Consider the following 16476-nt stretch of genomic DNA (forward strand, 5'->3'; position numbering starts at 1 on the left):
TCCTTCTTTTCCTTTCTGTCCTTAAAACGAAGCAGCCTTGATCAGTGCTTTCGTATATGTATGCCGCTTATCGTGGTAGAGGTCTTCCAACGGGAACCGATCCACTACTATTCCATCTTTTAAGACGATTATCTGGCTGCATAAAAAAGTGACAGCTCTTATGTCATGTGAAATGAAAAGTATCGTCATTTCTGTTTTTTCTTGAAGCTGCTTTAGTAACTGTAGGATTTGCTTTTGGACAGTAACATCAAGGCTTGCGGTAGGTTCATCACAGATTAGGAGACTCGGTTCTAGGCTTAGTGCCCTGGCAATACTGACACGTTGCTTTTGTCCTCCACTCAATTCGCCTGGAAAGCGTTCCAACAAATGCGCGTCTAGGCCGACCATTTCAAGGAGTGCCTTCGCTAATTCTTTACGGGATACCTCTTCTCTATTTAGAAAAGAGGGCTGGACCTCCTTGAAATTATCTAATGGTTCCAAAACACTTTTCCATATTGGAAGTTTGGGATTAAGAGTGCTGTTAGCGTCTTGGAATACCATCTGGACTTGTCTGCGGTACTCCCGCAACGCCTGTTTCTTTTTTGGCACAATTGGATTCCCGTTAAATGCTATATAACCTTCCTTATAAGGTTGAAGACCCAATAGTACCTTCGCAAGCGTACTCTTCCCACTACCGCTTTCTCCTACAACCCCCACACACTCCCCTTTTTTTACTGCGAGAGACACATTGTCTAGGGCTTTAACTCCTTTGGAATATTCGATCGCGAGCTTCTCTACGATTAATTGGCTCATATGGACATCACCTTCTCCCTAGTCGGCTCCACCACAATTTCTTCTCCAGGTAGAGCCAATACACAACCGCATAATTTTTTCGTATAAGGGTGTTGATGATGACATCGAATCACTTCGGGGGTTCCACTTTCTACAATCTCACCATGTTCCATCACATATATCTTATCCGTCCGCTTGTAAGCCTGGGTAAGATCATGTGTGATCATCAAAACGGCACATCCCGTCTCTTTTCTCATTTTTTCAATATAATCCAATACCTTTTCCCCACTCATGACATCAAGGGCAGTGGTCACCTCGTCGCAAATTAGCAATGAGGGCTTCAATGCTAGGGACATCGCTATAGCAGCCCTTTGTACCTGCCCTCCACTTAATTGAAATGGATAACTTCTATAGACTCTTTCTGCTTCTAAACCCATTTCGGCAAGTACATCCAATACCACTTTTTTTGATTCTTTTTTGGAGAGAGAATGATGCACCTGTATGGTTTCCATTATTTGTTTTCCTATTCGGATAAAAGGCGTGAAACTCCCTCTGTAATCTTGAAAAATAATTCCTATCTCTTTCCCAAGAAGCTTAAGGTGTTCCTGATGTGACAGACCTAATAGATTTCTATTTTTATAGAGGATCTTCCCTTTCACATTCATTTGTCCCGGAAGCAGGTTCAAGATGGCTCTAGCCGTCATGCTTTTCCCGCAACCACTTTCCCCTATCAATCCAATCATTTCCCCTTTAGCAATCTGGAGATTTATTTGGTTGATAATTGCTTTTGTCTCATTCTGTTTTTCTACGACTAATCCTTCAATAGTAAGCAACGGTTCACTCATCGTTTATCACTGCCCCTTCTAATGTCAAAGTGATCTTTTAATCCATCTCCAAATAAATTGCATGTTAAGACGGTTATCATGATGGCAAGACCAGGATAAATCATTAGGGTAGGTACTGCTTGAAAATATCCTCGGCCTTCATTCAACATTGCCCCCCATTCCGGAATAGGTGGTTGTGCCCCAAGTCCGATGTAGGATAAGGCAGAAATCATGAGTATCACCTTACCTACGTCAATGGCTGCCATCGCAATGATCTCCGGCAGCACTTGTGGCAAAAGGTGCATGCGAATGGTTTTCCATGTACTAGAGTAGGAAATCTTAGACACAAGAATATACTCTTTTTCCTTTTCTGCCATAACCAGACTTCGGACCACTCTCGCATACATGATCCACCTGACTAAAATGATGGCAAGTACGATATTGGTCAGGTTCGGACCCAGTATGCCGGCAATAGCTATTGCCAGGATAAAGTCGGGAAATGCCAAAATACCATCTATTATTCTCATGAAAACGGCATCCAATTTCCCTCCTATATAACCGGAGAGAAGGCCAATAGGAACACCAATTAAAATTGCAAGGAAAATTGCAAGCAATCCAAGCCCGATGGTTAATTTGGCTCCATACAAAATTCTTGAGAATACATCTCTGCCCAATTGATCTGTTCCAAGCCAATGGATGGATGAAGCTTGTTTAAGCCTATTTCCCATATCTATTTGAAAAGGATCATGGGGAGCCATTGCACTTCCAAACAATAGGACACCAGCCAGTATGCTCGCAAGAATGGAACCAATCACTAGATTAGGATTGCGAAGAAGACTAGTACTTTTCCATTTTATCGTCATGCTTTCCATCAACTTATCTCCCTTCCATGCCTAATCTGTGGATCTATGATTAAATAGAGTAAATCAACTATTAAATTGGTCATGACCACTAAGAGACCTACCACCAAAATGTATCCCTGGATGAGCGGATAATCCCGTTGCATCACTGCTTGAACAATCATTTCTCCCATACCCGGCCAGGAGAATAGAATCTCAATTACGGTGATCCCTCCGAGAAGGCTGCCAATACTCAATCCAAACATAGTCACAAGCGGAACGAGACTACCGCGTAAAGCATGAAATAAAAGGATTCTTCCTTTTCCCAATCCACGCGCATAAGCAGATTCGATATATGTACTCTGTAAGGTAGAAACGAGCCTTTCCCTCAGTAATTTTATATATAAAGGTGCCATTGCAATCCCCAAGGTGATAGAAGGCAGGACAAAGTGGGAAATTGTTCCTTTTCCCATGACAGGCAGCAAGTTCCACTTTAATGAAAAAAAGTAAATGAGTAGTAACCCAAGCCAAAAGCTAGGAATGGATGCACCGAGTATGGCAAACCATCTGCTGATATAATCCGGCCACTTTCCTTCATATACCGCCCCTAGTACGCCGAGTGGTACAGCTATAACAAAAAGGGCAATCAAGCCTCCTACAGATAAGGCGAAGGTCGCTGGGAGTTTATCCAAAATGATTTCTAATACTGGCCGTTTAGAGATAATAGACTCTCCTAAATCCAATTGCGCTACATTCCATAGCCATTGAACATATTGAACTAAAATCGGTTCATCAAATCCATATTCCTTCATGACCCTTTCCTTATCCTCTGTGGTTGATATAACATCATCCACTTTCAATAATGTCCTGACTGGGTCTCCCGGGGTTATTTTCATTAGGACAAATGTTGCGAAAGAAAGTATCAAAATCATGATAGTCAATTGAAACAGCCTTGAGCTGATAATAGAAACAACCTGTCGCATTTTTCCACCCACTTCTATTCATGAAGAAAAGTGAAAGCATCTATGATACTTTCACTTCATCATTTTATTTTACATCCATCTTATTTGTTATAAGGTAATACTCCTCTGATCCCGGCTCCCAATCTTTCACTCTATCATTTACGCCTACGATAATGTGCGGGTGTAAGATGAAGGAATGAGGAACCTCCTTCTGAATGGCATTCACAGCTTCTTTCTGTAACTCCATTCTCTTCTCTGGATCTGTTGTTGTGTTTAATTGTTGGGTTAGTTCGTTTAATTCCGGAATATTAATTTGGCCAGGATTCAACGCCCCATCCGGCAGATAAGCAACATTAAGGAAATAACCGCCATCCCCACGGGGAGCCGTCAAGTTTGAGTACGTCACCATATCCCATTCATCTTGTTGCTCCCATAAATAACTATCAATGTTTTCGATGGTGGCAATTTCTATTGTAACTCCGACAGATGCCGCTTCACCCTGCAGGTATTGAGCTAGCAAGGGCAGTTCCGGTCTTCCTGCATACGTTGCCAGTTTAAGCGTAAGCACCTCTCCGTCTTTTTCCATCTTTCCGTCCGCGTTCTTCTGATAGCCTGCTTTTTTCAATAGCTCCTCCGCCATTTCAGGGTCATAACTGGTCGGCTCCGTTTCACCCGCAAATGCAAAGTTAGGATTAAATGGGCCAGCCGCCTCTGTTGCGTGACCATTCATAATTTCGTCTACTGCCACTGGACGGTTCACTAATAAATCCAAAGCTTTTCTCACATTTATATCCTGTAATACAGGGTTAGCATTGTTATAGAGTAGAAAATGGACTCGAAGGCTTGGTACCGACTCAACTCTTAGATTATCGTTACTTTCAATCGGCTCCAACGACTCAGGTGGAAGATGATAGGCAATATCTGCTTCCCCTGATTGAAGAGCGAGTGCCCTAACATTTCCATCTGAATTGAATTTGATTTTCACTTGATCCAATTTTGCTGCTCCGTCCCAATAATCCTCATACCTTTCTAAGTTCACTTCCGTTTCTGAAGTGAAACTTGTGACCTTAAACGGACCTGTCGCTATCGGCTGCTCCTCCATGTTTTCTGCATCCGCTTTAACGATGGAGGCATTTGTATGTACCAGTTCCGAAAGAAAGGCCGGGTATTCCTCTGTATTGACAAATGTAATCTCCTGTCCGTCCGTTTCCATCGACTCGATTTTCAAACTGGAAGAGATGGCTTCATTCTTTTCTAACACTCGTTCAAAGGAAGCTTTTACCGCTTCTCCATCAACTGGGGTCCCATCATGAAAGGTGACACCCTCACGAATTTTAAATGTCCAGGTATTTTCGTCTTTTCTCTCCCATGCTTCAGCCAGCCACGGCTGAATTTCCAGGTTTTCGTCAATTCGAACCAAAGTTTCAGCCACCCCAGCACGCACCCCCATCCAGTCTTGATGCGGATCCATTGTTTTGGAAGCAAAACTGAATAGCATCGTTACAGACTTTTCATTGGACTCTTCTGATGATGCCTTCTCCTTTGCACTACTGCAACCTGTGATGGTTAATAACAATACGATAAAAATGGAAAATATAAGTAATTTTTTTGATTTCATATTTTTCTCTCCTTTTAACTATTCAGCCTTAGCTAGACTCGGTTTGATTTTAGCTTCCGGCATTTTCTGTTTGGAAAGCGCAATGGATGCACCAATGATCAATGCACCGCCAACCAGTGAGAGGACTCCTAAAGTCTCTCCCCAAAAAACAAATCCCCACATTACATTAAAGAAAATCCCTATGTATCGAACAACCTCTACTACCATGATATTTTCATGTGTAAAAGCACTAGTTAACACGATCTGTCCTATTAGTGACACCACTCCAATACAGAGTAGATAGAACCACCCAAGAGCCGTCGGCCACACAAACTCATTCCACATGAGAGGAAGAGATACTAATGTACCTGATGCAAGAAAATAAAAAACAATCTCATACTTGTGATGTCTCGTGCTCAGATAACGAATCGAGGTGGCTGCACATGCCGCTAAAAAAGCGCCCAGAACACCGACTAACGCATAAACAGTGTACGAATCATAACTAAGTGGATTTATCAAAAGCATCGCACCCACAATGAATAGAGGAAACAACATAAACATGTTCCTGTTCATTTTTTCTTTTAAAAAATATCCGGAAAGTATGATCGCAAAGAAGGGTGATAAATGCGCGAGAATACTTGCATCCCCAAGAGGAATATGGGCAATGGTAAAAAAATAAGCCAACAGATAAAGTGCTCCAAGGGCTCCACGTAGCACCAGCATCGGAATGCCACTTTTGGAAAACGCAACTTTCGCTTTTCGCATGATAAAGAAAATAAGAAAGGCTCCAATAAAGCTACGAAAAAACACTATCTCAGACACTGGAATGGTTTCACTTGCAGCTTTAACAAAAACATTCATGATGCTAAATGTTAATGATGACCCAATTGCAAGTAGGATCCCTTTATTCAATACTCCCCCTCCTTGAAACGGTCTAATAAAACACTATCTAATAAAACACTATAGAATAGAATGATTACGATTTAAACACTATACTGCACTCTATCGTTTAAAAAACTGCGCATCCTAACAAAGCGTAATGATTACTATTTGCATTTTTTTACTATACACCTCCCCTTATAAACCGTCAACAACAAAATCAAACAAACTCGTATTAATTGAATAAAAAAACCTTAAGGGAATTCCCTCAAGGTTTTTAAATGAACACTAAAAAATCTCCTGAAGATCATTAAGTGAATGAATGATATAATCATATTCTTCCACTTCTCCAAATCCATAACTTGCGTAAACAAAAGGAATACCCGCTACCTTTGCTGCTTGCTGGTCTCCTAGTGTATCCCCTACATAAACGGGGCTTTTAAGTTGATTGCGTTCCATGATCAATTTTATATTTTCACCTTTTGAGAGTCCTGTCCTACCTGGATTCTCATAGTCCATAAAATGTGTCTCCAATTGATGGTATTTATAAAAAGCTTCTATGTATCCTTCTTGGCAATTACTCACGATAAAAAGTTTGTACTTTTGAGATAGGCTCTCTAACACTTCTTCTAACTGGTCGTAAAGCTGACCTCCTTTTTGCTCTAGAAGCACTCTCTCTGCTTCGCAACATTTGTTCGACAATTGAGTACGATACGTTTCTTCCATTTCCGGAAAGAGAATTTTTTCTATTTCATGCATTTGAAGCCCCATGGTAGCTTTCAAATCATCACTTGTTAACTCCTTCTCAATCTTTTTATCATTTTTCAGAATTTCATTCCAAGCCACCAGTACTGTTTCGCTTGAATCCCATAACGTACCATCTAAATCAAAAATAATGCTGTCCATTTGTTACCCTCCTTGATTTCATTCTGTTTTTTCCGGCCTTACTTCTAACCATTTCTTCTATTGTATCGTTTTGTGCTTTTTTCTGCGAATAATGGCGTAGGAACATTATCTTTCTAAGCTTTGAATTCTCCTTACACCTTTGGCGGAAAGAACCCCTCTGGACTTCGGATAACTTGTTCTTCAGGAAATACCTCACGTACCTTTCTAAATACCTCCTGCTGAACATCCCCCTCCAACCAATTTACCTTCTCCATTTCCTCATACTTTTCATATACACCTAAACGTGCCGTCCGCTTGCCTCCACTTCCATCCCCTGTAAAATCATCCACACATACCCTGTCTACTATCCCTTTTAGTTTTAACGCAAATTCTTCGGAAAACGGCAAGGCCGGTGCAATAGCCACTTGGGTTGGTATTCCCTCCTTATGCAATGTTTTTAACGCCTTAAGTCTGGCAGGTATTGGTGGAGCTGAGGGTGAAAATCTTTTACGCACCTCTTCCAGGTCTGTTTCTATTGTGATGCTTACTATCACGCGGTCTCCTAATTTCTTTAGGAGATCGATGTCTCTTGTTACCAATGGGCTTCTTGTCTGAATAAAAAGAAAGTCAGGCGGCTCTTCTACCATTACTTCTAAAAGAGTTCGGGTAACCTCTTCCTTTTGTTCTACCGGTTGATAAGGATCCGTGCTCGAAGACATAAAAATGCTGATGGGCTGGTCTTTTTTCCTTAAAAGTCGCATTTCTTTCGCCAGCTTCTCTTTTACATCCTTTTTGACATCTACCCATGTGCCCCATTCTTGTTTGCGGAACAAACCAACCGGGCTTTGTCTTACATAGCAGTAGGAACAACCAAAGGCACAACCTATGTAGGGATTGAGGGTGTGAGTATAGCCTTTCAGGAATCCGCTTGCTTTGGTTAAAAGTTTTTGTGGTGTCTTCTCGGTTACTTCAACTCTCATCCTTTTCTCCCTCCTTCCATAATTAATATCAATATTTTTCTCTTGTTGTTTCCATCATTTTCTTTATACTTAAAGTATTACAATGTAAAAGGGGTAGATACATATGGTACTTACAGTTTTAAAACCTATTTTTGCCGAGTCTGCAAGCAATCTAGTTAATACAATCAGTTCTTATTCTGGAACGGTTTTATTTAAAAAGGAGCATTGGGTAGTGGATGCAAAAAGCTTGCTTGGTGTCTTGGCGCTTGCCCTTCAACCAGGCCAGGAAGTGGAAGTTACTTCTGATGAAGGCGAAGAAGTATTTGAAGCCATTTTGGCTCTTGGCTATTTTGAAAAGAAATAATAATGGAGCATCCTTCCTTATTCATTAGGAAGGATGTTTTGTTTCTGTCAGGAAATATCCAAAATATCATCTACACTCAAACTGCCCGCTTCGCCGAATTTATCCACCACATGCAATCGTCTTTGGTAGGCATCAAGATGATGTACCGCCCCTACAAACAGATGGTATCTTCTTTTTTCATAATAGGTGATGGTTACTTCCTTACCCGTTTCCATCGCTTCGCAAAACAGGTCATTCATTTCTTCGAGCCGTTGTTCATCCAGTTCCGGCTTGGTTTGGTATAGATCCTCTTTGGTCCAATCGCGCAGCATTTTGACATGCTCCGGCAGCATCATGGACGTCCATTTAATGGTTCCGCGATCTCGTATCATCCTCAACATCCTTTTCTTAAGTTCTAGCCTAAGCCTTATGTCCGCCAACCAACCTGCTTCTATGCACGGCAGTTCCGGCATTGGTATAGGATACAGCCCTTAACAGCGCATTGGTTCCGTATTTTCCGCGGATGGTATCCATCACATAGCCTAGTTCGCGTTTTTTCGGCTGTTCAAGTTCAAACAGATTTAGTTGCATTTCGCTGTCCTCTACAATGTTAGAGAGCGAAACGGCAATTTTCCGGACTGTTTTTGGCTCATAATTTTCCTCGAATAGCTCAAGGCAGGTACGGTATAAGTCCATTGTCACGTTGCTTGCGCGTTCCATCGTCCGGGAGCGATGGAATCCTCCACCAAGTTCATCACGGCTGTAGCCGATTCCAAGACTGATGGTACGACCGGCTTTTCGGTGATGCCTTGTTCTTCTGGCCACTTCCTCACAGATTTCCAAGATAACTTGTTTCACTTCTTTCGGATCTGTATAGTCGCGCATTAAAATCTGGCTTTTTCCAAAGCTGATCTGCCCCTGAATAATTGGGGCGCCAAGGTCTGATAAATCAATCCCCCAGGCATGATAGTATAGCTGATTTCCCATCACACCAAATTTTTTCTCCAGCAGCTCGAGGGGATAATTCGCAAGCTGTCCAACATTGAAAATTCCCATTCGGTTTAACGTTTTTTGTACTCTGGATCCAATTCCCCACATTTCACTGAGAGGGGAAAGCGGCCAAAGCTTGGTTTTCACATCGTCATAGGTCCACTCCGCTATACCCTTTTTCTTTGCTTCAAGATCCAGGCAAAGCTTTGACATGAGCATATTAGGACCAATCCCGATGGCGCATGGCAGCTGAAACTCCCGCTCCATGTCCTGTTTTATTTTTTGAGCAATCGTGGTGGCATCTCCCCAAAGCGCCTCTACCCCGTCGACTTGCAAGAAGCTTTCATCGACACTATAAGTATGGATGGCGTCCTTTGGGACATATCGGTTGAAAAGTCGGGTGATTTCTGTGGAGATGCGCAGATAGGTTGCCATTTTCGGGTTTACAATATGGATGCGTTTGTCGTTCGGAATTTCAAACCGGCGTGAACCCGTCTTAATTCCAAACTCTTTTTTTAGCATGGGAGAGGCTGCAAGTACAACGCTCCCCTGCCGTTCCGTATCCCCAACCACCGCCAAATAACAGGTGAGCGGATCAAGACCCATCATTACTGCAGAGCAGCTGGCATAAAAACTTTTCATATCTACACACAAAATCTTGTTGTTTGGCATCTTGCTGTAATCCATGTCCACGAACCTTTACACCTCACCAAAACAGAAAGTATGTTCGTATTAGTAGTATATACCTAATAATAAGCGAATATACGTTCGGTTTCAATGGTAAATTCCACTACATGTTTCGACAATCAGCTTTTTCGTCTTCTGTTGAAGTGGGAAAAACCCTTATAATAAAGGAAATGAGGTGAACGACATGGAGAGAAATTTAGTAAAAAAAATGATTCGAAATTGTTTTATTCAATATCAGCATGATTGGGAATCCGTTCCCCTTAGTGAGGAAGAGTATGAAAAAATGGCAGAGGAAATAAAAGAATTAATTGCCAATGACCCTGAATCGGATGTATATGAAGTAGTACAAGATGCGGTGTATGAATATTTAAGTAAATGATAAGAGCACATGGCAAAATAATTCATAAATCCTAGGTAATTACACATGATAAAAATGAGTTCATCTAGAAAAGGAGCGACATCATGAAGAAAAAGCCTGTGCTCGTATTATGGATAATGGTATTCATCTCCATTCTGACACTCCCTTTTCTTGGGTGGAAGCACTTTAAACGTTTTTTGCCCGGAACATTATTTATGTCAATATTGATTGCATTAGAGAGCATTGTTGCCGAGAAGTACAAATGGTGGGCCATCTATAAAAAAATCCCGCCGTATTTTGTGAATGAGTTTGCATTTATAGTGGGACCGTTCTTTGCTGGATCCCTGTGGATATTACGCCTTACTTATGGAAGATTCTATTTGTATTTTCTTTTGAATGCATTTGTGGATGCCATTTTTGTTTATCCTTTTAGTGCTCTATTTGAACATATAGGAATATTTAAAATGAAAAAAATGAGCCGCCATCAACTCTTTGGGCTTTTTTTAATAAAATCCATATTGATGTATGGTTTTCAGGCTATGTGGGAGAAGTACGTCCGTAAGAGTTCAGCCAAAGAACCTGTGCAAGAAAGACCTTACTTCATGTCCCCTGCAGAGTAAGCATCCTTCCCATGAAGCCACTCAATTAGCTTAACATCCTTGTTATTGCGAACTGCTGCATCAAGTGGAGTTAGCCCATCATAACCGATCCAATTAAGATCCGCTCCTTGGCTGAATAAGTATTCTGCCGACAGCAGTTGACCACCATGGCATGCCAACCAAAAGGCTTGAGTGGTTTCAAATGCGGAAGGAAACAGCTGGGCATCTTCATAGTATCTTTTCACTTCATCCAGTATCCCCAGTGCAGCTACATTCCAGAGCTTAGTTTGTGCTCCATTTCCTACAAGCAGGCGGGCTGCCTCCCATTGGCCAAATGCTACCGCATCGTCTAATGGAGTTCCTTCCGCGATTACTGCTCCGGTGGCATTTATGTCCGCACCTGCATCAAGAAGCGCCTGAAGCACTTCCACGTCATTACTGCTGGCAGCCCAATGAAGGGGTGTTTCCGTGTGATGACCTGTGAATCTGGCATCCACCGCGGCTCCCGCCTCCACTAATGTGCGTACAACGGTTGCTCCGTTCGGAAAGTGACCAGGCCAGTCGGTCGCCACATGAAGCAATGTGCGGGATACTCCAAATGCGTCGGATTTTTCATCCTGATAGCCCTCGGCGATAATTCTTGCCATGGCAAGATGGGGATGATCAGCAAGTAAACGCTCAAGCGCTGAAATATCACCCGTTTGAATGACTTTAATAACCTCGATACCTAAATCCTCATCTTCTAAAATAAAATTCATATGTACTTTGCCTCCATTTCATGTGTAGGGCTACGAAAATCACCTATCCGCCACCACTTACTGTCGAAAACAACCCGTTTACTGTCCGTTACGAGGAGAATACTGTCGGAAAATTTAAAATACAAGCGAAACTCACCCATTTACTGTCCAAACTCAAGGCAATACATGCCAACCGACAAACTCCGCCAAATATCGACAAACACCCTCACTAAAGAAACCCTCAATGAACAAAAAGACGCCCTGCACCAATCACACAAGACGTCTCACCAAAGGATATTATCCCTCTTTCACTTCCACCTCAATATCCACTGGCTCGCTATCATCCAACAGGTTCTTCAAGGTCACCTTATACAATCCCTCTGCCTGTTCCGACACTTCCTCGACGTGCCATGGGTTACCTGCTTCCACTTCCTCTAACGCCTTGGCGACAGCCTGTTGCTCATATTCATCCTGCTCTGCATCCACTACCACTTTAATGGCACCAGACTGGGCTGGAAAGGACTCCGCTACAATCCCCGAGTTCCAAACAGTCACTTTCATTCCCACCATAAGATCAGCTGCTTCCAACGTTTCACCCTCAGAATTCTCTACCTTTGTACTCTCCTCAAGAGTGTACATCGTGGCAGAAGTGCCTGAGCCGCCGCTACTTGGGTGCTGACCCGTCACTAAAATACGTGTTTGTCCTTCATTTGAAATCGAAACGATATACCCAGTCAAGTCCTCAACTGCCTGTTTCTCGTCATCTACAGGTTCTTCATTCGGTACTTCCTCATCAGACCCCGGATTGGATCCTGAGCTGTTATTGCCGTTTCCACCTGTTGTTCCACAGCCAAATAAAAGGAGGAAACAAGCCAACAGTGACATAACTTTTACTGTTTTCATTGTCAATCACCTCTTGCTCTATTGGACGGATGAGAAAACAAAAGGTTACAGAATCCGCTCTTTCCAATTATTTTTGTCGAAAAGCTTTGCCTCCGAATTTCTCCACCACTCCCGGAAACACCTGATACAGTTTGCTGGCCATGTTCATCCAGCCAGGAAGATTAATTTCCCGGGTGCGAGTGAACATCGCATCTGCTATCCGTTTGGCAACATATTCAGGCTCAAGCATCCATTTATCCACTTTCTGCTTATAGCTTCCGGATGAGTCCGCAATATCAAAAAACTCCGTCCTGATTGGACCAGGATTAACGGATGTTACAAAAATATTCGTATCATAAAGCTCCATTCGCATGCTATTAGTAAACCCGAGAACAGCATGCTTAGTTGCTGCATATACACTTGATTTAGGGGTCGCAATTTTCCCTGCCTGTGAAGCAATATTAATGATATGCCCTTGATTTTGCTCGAGCATGGACGGCAAGACCATCTTCGTACAGGCGATTAATCCATACACATTCACCTCAAACATTCCACTCATGTCATCAAGGGAAAGGTCGGCAATATCATCAAATTTTCCGTAACCAGCATTGTTCACCAACACATCCACAGCTGGTATGTCTGTCATTAATTGTTGGAAAGTATGCTCAATATCCTTCTGTTTACGAACATCCAGCTGATAAGAAGGAGCCTCTACCTGATGGTTCAACTTTATTTGAGCTGCCACTTTCTCCAACTTATCCAAGGATCTTGCCATGAGTACCGGTGTCGCCCCCCGCTTGGCAACCTCAAAAGCAAGTGCTTTCCCAATTCCCCCTGATGCACCAGTAATAACAATATATTTACCTTGAAGACTAGCCATCGTTTACTTCCCTCCTGCTGTATATGTATAGGGCTTTGATGTTGCATCTTCTACAATCAAACCCTTATCAAGAAGATAATCAACCTGGCCGATCGTTTCAGAAAGTGTCAACAGAAGTTGTTTTTCGTAGACAGATTTGAAAAGGTACTGACAGATTTCATAGGCAGTTGCAGGTTGATTTTGAAGAAATTTCAATACCTTGTTTGCACGTTTATCCTGTTGCTTCAATCGGGTCTCTAATAATTCCGGAACATTTTCGACAATATCTCCATGTCCTGGCAACACCTGTTTTATTGGCAACCGCCTCATTTTTTCAATAGAGTGAATGTATTCAAGCATGGCTTTTTTCCGTTCCGTTTCGTCGACATAAGGCGGCTCTACCAATGGATTGGGTGAGATATCTGCTAAAATTAAATCCCCACCAATCAATGTTTTACTCTTTTCATCAAATAAAACAAGGTGACTGCTTGCATGTCCTGGTGTTTCCATGATGCGCCAATTCGCCAAACCGTCAAGGCGATCTCCTTCTCCGACGAAAGAAGTGAGCCCCCTGTGACAAGCAAAACGCAAAGGCTTATCGATCGCATCCAATACCGGATAAAAGCGTTGCTCGACACCCATACGCTCAAATAGCTCTTTATAATAAATTTCATGTGTGGAAAAGTAACGATGATCCTGCGTCATCCAAGGATGTGCACGCTTGTGCCCGTATACTGGTATATTGGCCGGAAAATAATCCAATAAACCTACATGATCCGGGTGATGATGTGTCACGATCACTTGATCAATGTCCAAGACCTTCAGTCCATGACTGCTAAGCTCGCGCTGAAAGATTTCCCAAGCTTCCATCGTTTTCACACCAGCATCAACCAATGTCACTTTATCGGTGATAATAATGTAAGTATGTACGTCCCCAACCGCAAACGGAGTCGGGATTGTAATTTGTTTGATCTCTTGCTTACAAGAAACGTCGTTCATCATAATCCCCTTTTAATTCGTTTTAGTATGTATATATGTATGTAATGTACAATAAAATTATAACGAAATAATAGACCCATAATCGTAATTGAATAACCATTCAATTATAGAATGCACTAAATAAGAAAAAAAAGAAAGAGTTATTCCTCAATAACTAATAAAATTTCCCAGTTCATTTTTTTGAAATAACGTCAACCGCTATAAAGGAATGTTGGTTCACCTTTCTCCAAAAAAATCTCAAAATCATGACAAATATCCCCTTGACTTTCCACCCCTTCCGATGGATAATGTATAAAATTACAAATGATAACGTGACGAATGGGACCAGTAGAATGCTGCAAGATGAAAAGAGATGGAGGTTCACCGGCTGAAAGGCCTCCTCATCCCCTGCACTTTTGAACCTACCCAGGAACAATCAGGTAAACCTGATCGCCCTCCCACGATACGGGAATCAAAGCTGGGTTCAACTAACCAATTAAGGTGGTACCGCGGATAAGACCTATCCGTCCTTTTCTATAGGACAGATAGGTCTTTTTTCTATTCTTAAAGGAGCGTGTTAACGATGAAGATAGCATTTATAGGGGCGGGATCCATGGCTGAAGCGATTATGGCCGGACTGTTGAAACAGGAAATCTGTACAAAAGAGAACATAAGGGTGACAAACAAACAGGACCAACAACGTCTAGAAAACCTTAAAAATAAATATGGCGTAACCATTATGGAACATAAAGAAGCAACAGTTAAAGATGCAGATGTGATTTTCTTGGCCATGAAGCCTAAAGACGCCAAAGATGGAATCCAAACAATTAAATCATATGTAACAAAAGAGCAGCTTATTGTTTCTGTACTGGCAGGCATCTCGACTGAAGTCATCCAAGACCTTTTCGAACAAGAGCTGCGTGTCATCCGCTCCATGCCAAATACGTCAGCAGCCATTGGACTATCTGCGACTGCCATTGCAAAAGGCTCCTTTGCTACGGAAAGCGACCTGGCGCTAGTACAATCGTTGTTCTCAGCAATCGGTCTATGCACCATTGTGGAAGAAGACCAACTTCATGCTGTCACAGGCGTTTCCGGAAGCGGTCCTGCTTATATCTATTACATTGCAGAGGCGATGGAAAAAGCAGCATTGGCTCAAGGTTTGGATATGGATGTTGCCAAAAAGCTTGTCAGTCAGACCTTAATTGGAGCCGCACACATGCTCCAAGAGACAGATAAAGATGCAGCAGTCTTAAGAAAGGAAGTTACAAGTCCAGGAGGAACGACACAGCGAGGGATTTCACTGCTAGATGAACGAAAAGTCTCCGAAGCATTCGAGAGTTGTATTGAAGGGGCGACAGAGCGTTCCAGAGAAATGGGAATGGAAATGGCGGAGAAGATGAAGGAGAAAGCGTCGAAATAATAAAGGAAAAAAGCACTTGGGGAGGTACCCGCTCCAAGGGCTTCTCCTTTATAAGTGCAATCCACCTTATTTATGATGAGTGAATAGGGAACTCATAACCGGAATATCTATATACCATTTTGAACCCGCAAGCCTCTGCGACTGCAATGGACGGCTTATTATGTTCCACACAGTCCCAGTAAGGTATTTTTTTCGCTTCCACGCATGCTTGAATGAAATGATAGGTTATATGCTGGGCCAACTTTTTCCCACGATGCTCTATCGCCGTTTCAATAGCAATAGCGTGTAATGTTCCATCTGTAAATAAAGTAAAGCAAGTACTTACAATTTTATTATTGAAGGTGACACAATACCCAATACCACTATTAAAAAATTCCCTCATCGAAGACCAAGAATCCAAAACTTTATCCACCATAACTTCCATGTTGGTCACTCCTTTATTAGCATAAAAACAGTGATCCATTTTATGTACTTTATATCCATTGTGTAAGAAAGCTTCTTTAGGTAATGCATGAAAGTTGCCCCTATACTGGTAGACTCGTTGATTCCAGCTACCAAGTGGGCGATGTAGAAAAATTCCTTCTAAGCTTTTATGCCAATCAACATGATCGCCAAGTGCTTCAAACCACTTTAGACCCACCTTTGCTGCTTCGGGTTTTATTTTCTCTTCAATAAAGCTATTCAACTCTTGGTTAAATGAAAGATTGTTCTCATTTCCAAAAAAAATGAAACCGTCGTTATTCCCTTGCCATACAAAACCTGTGGAAGGAGAAATTGGATCATCCACAAAGACTCGACCTGAATTGAACCCCCGGATTATTGCCTTCACTTCTATAAGTCCATTGTCGTGTAATAGCTTTATACACTTTTTAAAATCTTGCTTTTTTAACTCAATGATCATTGG

The 16476-nt window shown here is 42.1% G+C and carries 19 protein-coding genes; 4 read left to right on the forward strand and 15 right to left on the reverse strand.

Features of this window, described 5'->3' with window-relative positions; all coding sequences use genetic code 11:
- Positions 1 to 21: 21 nt before the first annotated feature.
- The 8 genes from LG307_RS13660 to LG307_RS13695 all read right to left on the reverse strand — a co-directional run bounded on the left by LG307_RS13660 (position 22) and on the right by LG307_RS13695 (position 7737).
- Positions 22 to 792, reverse strand: a complete 771-nt coding sequence (locus LG307_RS13660) for an ABC transporter ATP-binding protein (RefSeq protein WP_404442874.1) — start codon at positions 790 to 792, stop codon at positions 22 to 24.
- Entirely contained in the window at positions 789 to 1616 is an 828-nt protein-coding gene (locus LG307_RS13665; RefSeq protein ID WP_404442877.1) for an ABC transporter ATP-binding protein, read from the reverse strand. Before LG307_RS13665 ends, LG307_RS13660 begins: the two co-directional genes overlap by 4 nt.
- Positions 1613 to 2467, reverse strand: coding sequence for a nickel transporter permease (gene nikC, locus LG307_RS13670; RefSeq protein WP_404442879.1), 855 nt, complete (start codon positions 2465 to 2467; stop codon positions 1613 to 1615). Before nikC ends, LG307_RS13665 begins: the two co-directional genes overlap by 4 nt.
- Positions 2467 to 3417: a nickel ABC transporter permease gene (gene nikB / locus LG307_RS13675; RefSeq protein ID WP_404442882.1), complete on the reverse strand. Its 951-nt coding sequence runs from the start codon at positions 3415 to 3417 to the stop codon at positions 2467 to 2469. Before nikB ends, nikC begins: the two co-directional genes overlap by 1 nt.
- A 64-nt stretch (positions 3418 to 3481) precedes the next feature.
- Positions 3482 to 5014, reverse strand: coding sequence for a nickel ABC transporter substrate-binding protein (gene nikA / locus LG307_RS13680; RefSeq protein ID WP_404442885.1), 1533 nt, complete (start codon positions 5012 to 5014; stop codon positions 3482 to 3484).
- Between the two features lie 18 nt (positions 5015 to 5032).
- The gene (locus LG307_RS13685; RefSeq protein WP_404442888.1) at positions 5033 to 5905 is read right to left on the reverse strand and encodes a DMT family transporter; all 873 of its coding nucleotides are present in this window, start codon (positions 5903 to 5905) and stop codon (positions 5033 to 5035) included.
- Between the two features lie 255 nt (positions 5906 to 6160).
- The gene (locus LG307_RS13690; protein ID WP_404442890.1) at positions 6161 to 6778 is read right to left on the reverse strand and encodes an HAD family hydrolase; all 618 of its coding nucleotides are present in this window, start codon (positions 6776 to 6778) and stop codon (positions 6161 to 6163) included.
- A 131-nt stretch (positions 6779 to 6909) separates the two neighbouring features.
- Complete coding sequence (locus LG307_RS13695; RefSeq protein WP_404442893.1) at positions 6910 to 7737, reverse strand: SPL family radical SAM protein; 828 nt, start codon at positions 7735 to 7737, stop codon at positions 6910 to 6912.
- A gap of 103 nt (positions 7738 to 7840) precedes the next feature.
- On the opposite strand from LG307_RS13695, the gene LG307_RS13700 reads away from it, so the two are divergent.
- A complete protein-coding gene (locus LG307_RS13700; RefSeq protein WP_010194213.1) occupies positions 7841 to 8080 on the forward strand; it encodes an HPr family phosphocarrier protein in 240 nt (79 codons plus the stop codon).
- 47 nt (positions 8081 to 8127) lie between these two features.
- Here LG307_RS13700 and LG307_RS13705 read toward each other — a convergent pair whose 3' ends face one another.
- Positions 8128 to 8451, reverse strand: coding sequence for a YolD-like family protein (locus tag LG307_RS13705; RefSeq protein ID WP_404442896.1), 324 nt, complete (start codon positions 8449 to 8451; stop codon positions 8128 to 8130).
- A 28-nt stretch (positions 8452 to 8479) separates the two neighbouring features.
- Positions 8480 to 9736, reverse strand: a complete 1257-nt coding sequence (locus tag LG307_RS13710; RefSeq protein ID WP_404450458.1) for a DNA polymerase thumb domain-containing protein — start codon at positions 9734 to 9736, stop codon at positions 8480 to 8482.
- A 184-nt stretch (positions 9737 to 9920) separates the two neighbouring features.
- Here LG307_RS13710 and LG307_RS13715 point away from each other — a divergent pair, with 184 nt between their 5' ends.
- A complete protein-coding gene (locus LG307_RS13715) occupies positions 9921 to 10115 on the forward strand; it encodes a YqzH family protein (protein ID WP_404442898.1) in 195 nt (64 codons plus the stop codon).
- 83 nt (positions 10116 to 10198) lie between these two features.
- Complete coding sequence (locus LG307_RS13720; protein ID WP_404442900.1) at positions 10199 to 10714, forward strand: hypothetical protein; 516 nt, start codon at positions 10199 to 10201, stop codon at positions 10712 to 10714.
- On the opposite strand, the gene LG307_RS13725 is transcribed toward LG307_RS13720, so the two are convergent.
- From LG307_RS13725 to LG307_RS13740, 4 genes are all read right to left on the reverse strand, one after another.
- Positions 10690 to 11451 (reverse strand): ankyrin repeat domain-containing protein, encoded by a 762-nt coding sequence (locus LG307_RS13725; protein WP_404442903.1) that lies wholly within the window; start codon positions 11449 to 11451, stop codon positions 10690 to 10692. The genes LG307_RS13720 and LG307_RS13725 overlap by 25 nt on opposite strands.
- A 276-nt stretch (positions 11452 to 11727) precedes the next feature.
- Complete coding sequence (locus tag LG307_RS13730) at positions 11728 to 12333, reverse strand: DUF3221 domain-containing protein (RefSeq protein ID WP_404442906.1); 606 nt, start codon at positions 12331 to 12333, stop codon at positions 11728 to 11730.
- Positions 12334 to 12400: 67 nt separating this feature from the next.
- On the reverse strand, positions 12401 to 13192 hold the full coding sequence (locus LG307_RS13735) for an SDR family NAD(P)-dependent oxidoreductase (RefSeq protein WP_404442909.1): 792 nt from the start codon (positions 13190 to 13192) through the stop codon (positions 12401 to 12403).
- A 3-nt stretch (positions 13193 to 13195) separates the two neighbouring features.
- Positions 13196 to 14173 carry an MBL fold metallo-hydrolase gene (locus tag LG307_RS13740; protein ID WP_404442911.1) on the reverse strand — a complete coding sequence of 326 codons (978 nt, stop codon included), beginning with the start codon at positions 14171 to 14173 and terminating at the stop codon, positions 13196 to 13198.
- A 559-nt stretch (positions 14174 to 14732) separates the two neighbouring features.
- Here LG307_RS13740 and proC point away from each other — a divergent pair.
- On the forward strand, positions 14733 to 15572 hold the full coding sequence (gene proC / locus LG307_RS13745) for a pyrroline-5-carboxylate reductase (RefSeq protein ID WP_404442914.1): 840 nt from the start codon (positions 14733 to 14735) through the stop codon (positions 15570 to 15572).
- 70 nt (positions 15573 to 15642) lie between these two features.
- Here the strand turns inward: proC and LG307_RS13750 are convergent, their stop codons facing one another.
- Positions 15643 to 16473 carry a GNAT family N-acetyltransferase gene (locus LG307_RS13750; protein WP_404442916.1) on the reverse strand — a complete coding sequence of 277 codons (831 nt, stop codon included), beginning with the start codon at positions 16471 to 16473 and terminating at the stop codon, positions 15643 to 15645.
- Positions 16474 to 16476: the final 3 nt, after the last annotated feature.

The organism is Sutcliffiella horikoshii (genome assembly GCF_044809035.1).
Lineage (GTDB): Bacteria > Bacillota > Bacilli > Bacillales > Bacillaceae_I > Sutcliffiella_A > Sutcliffiella_A horikoshii_G.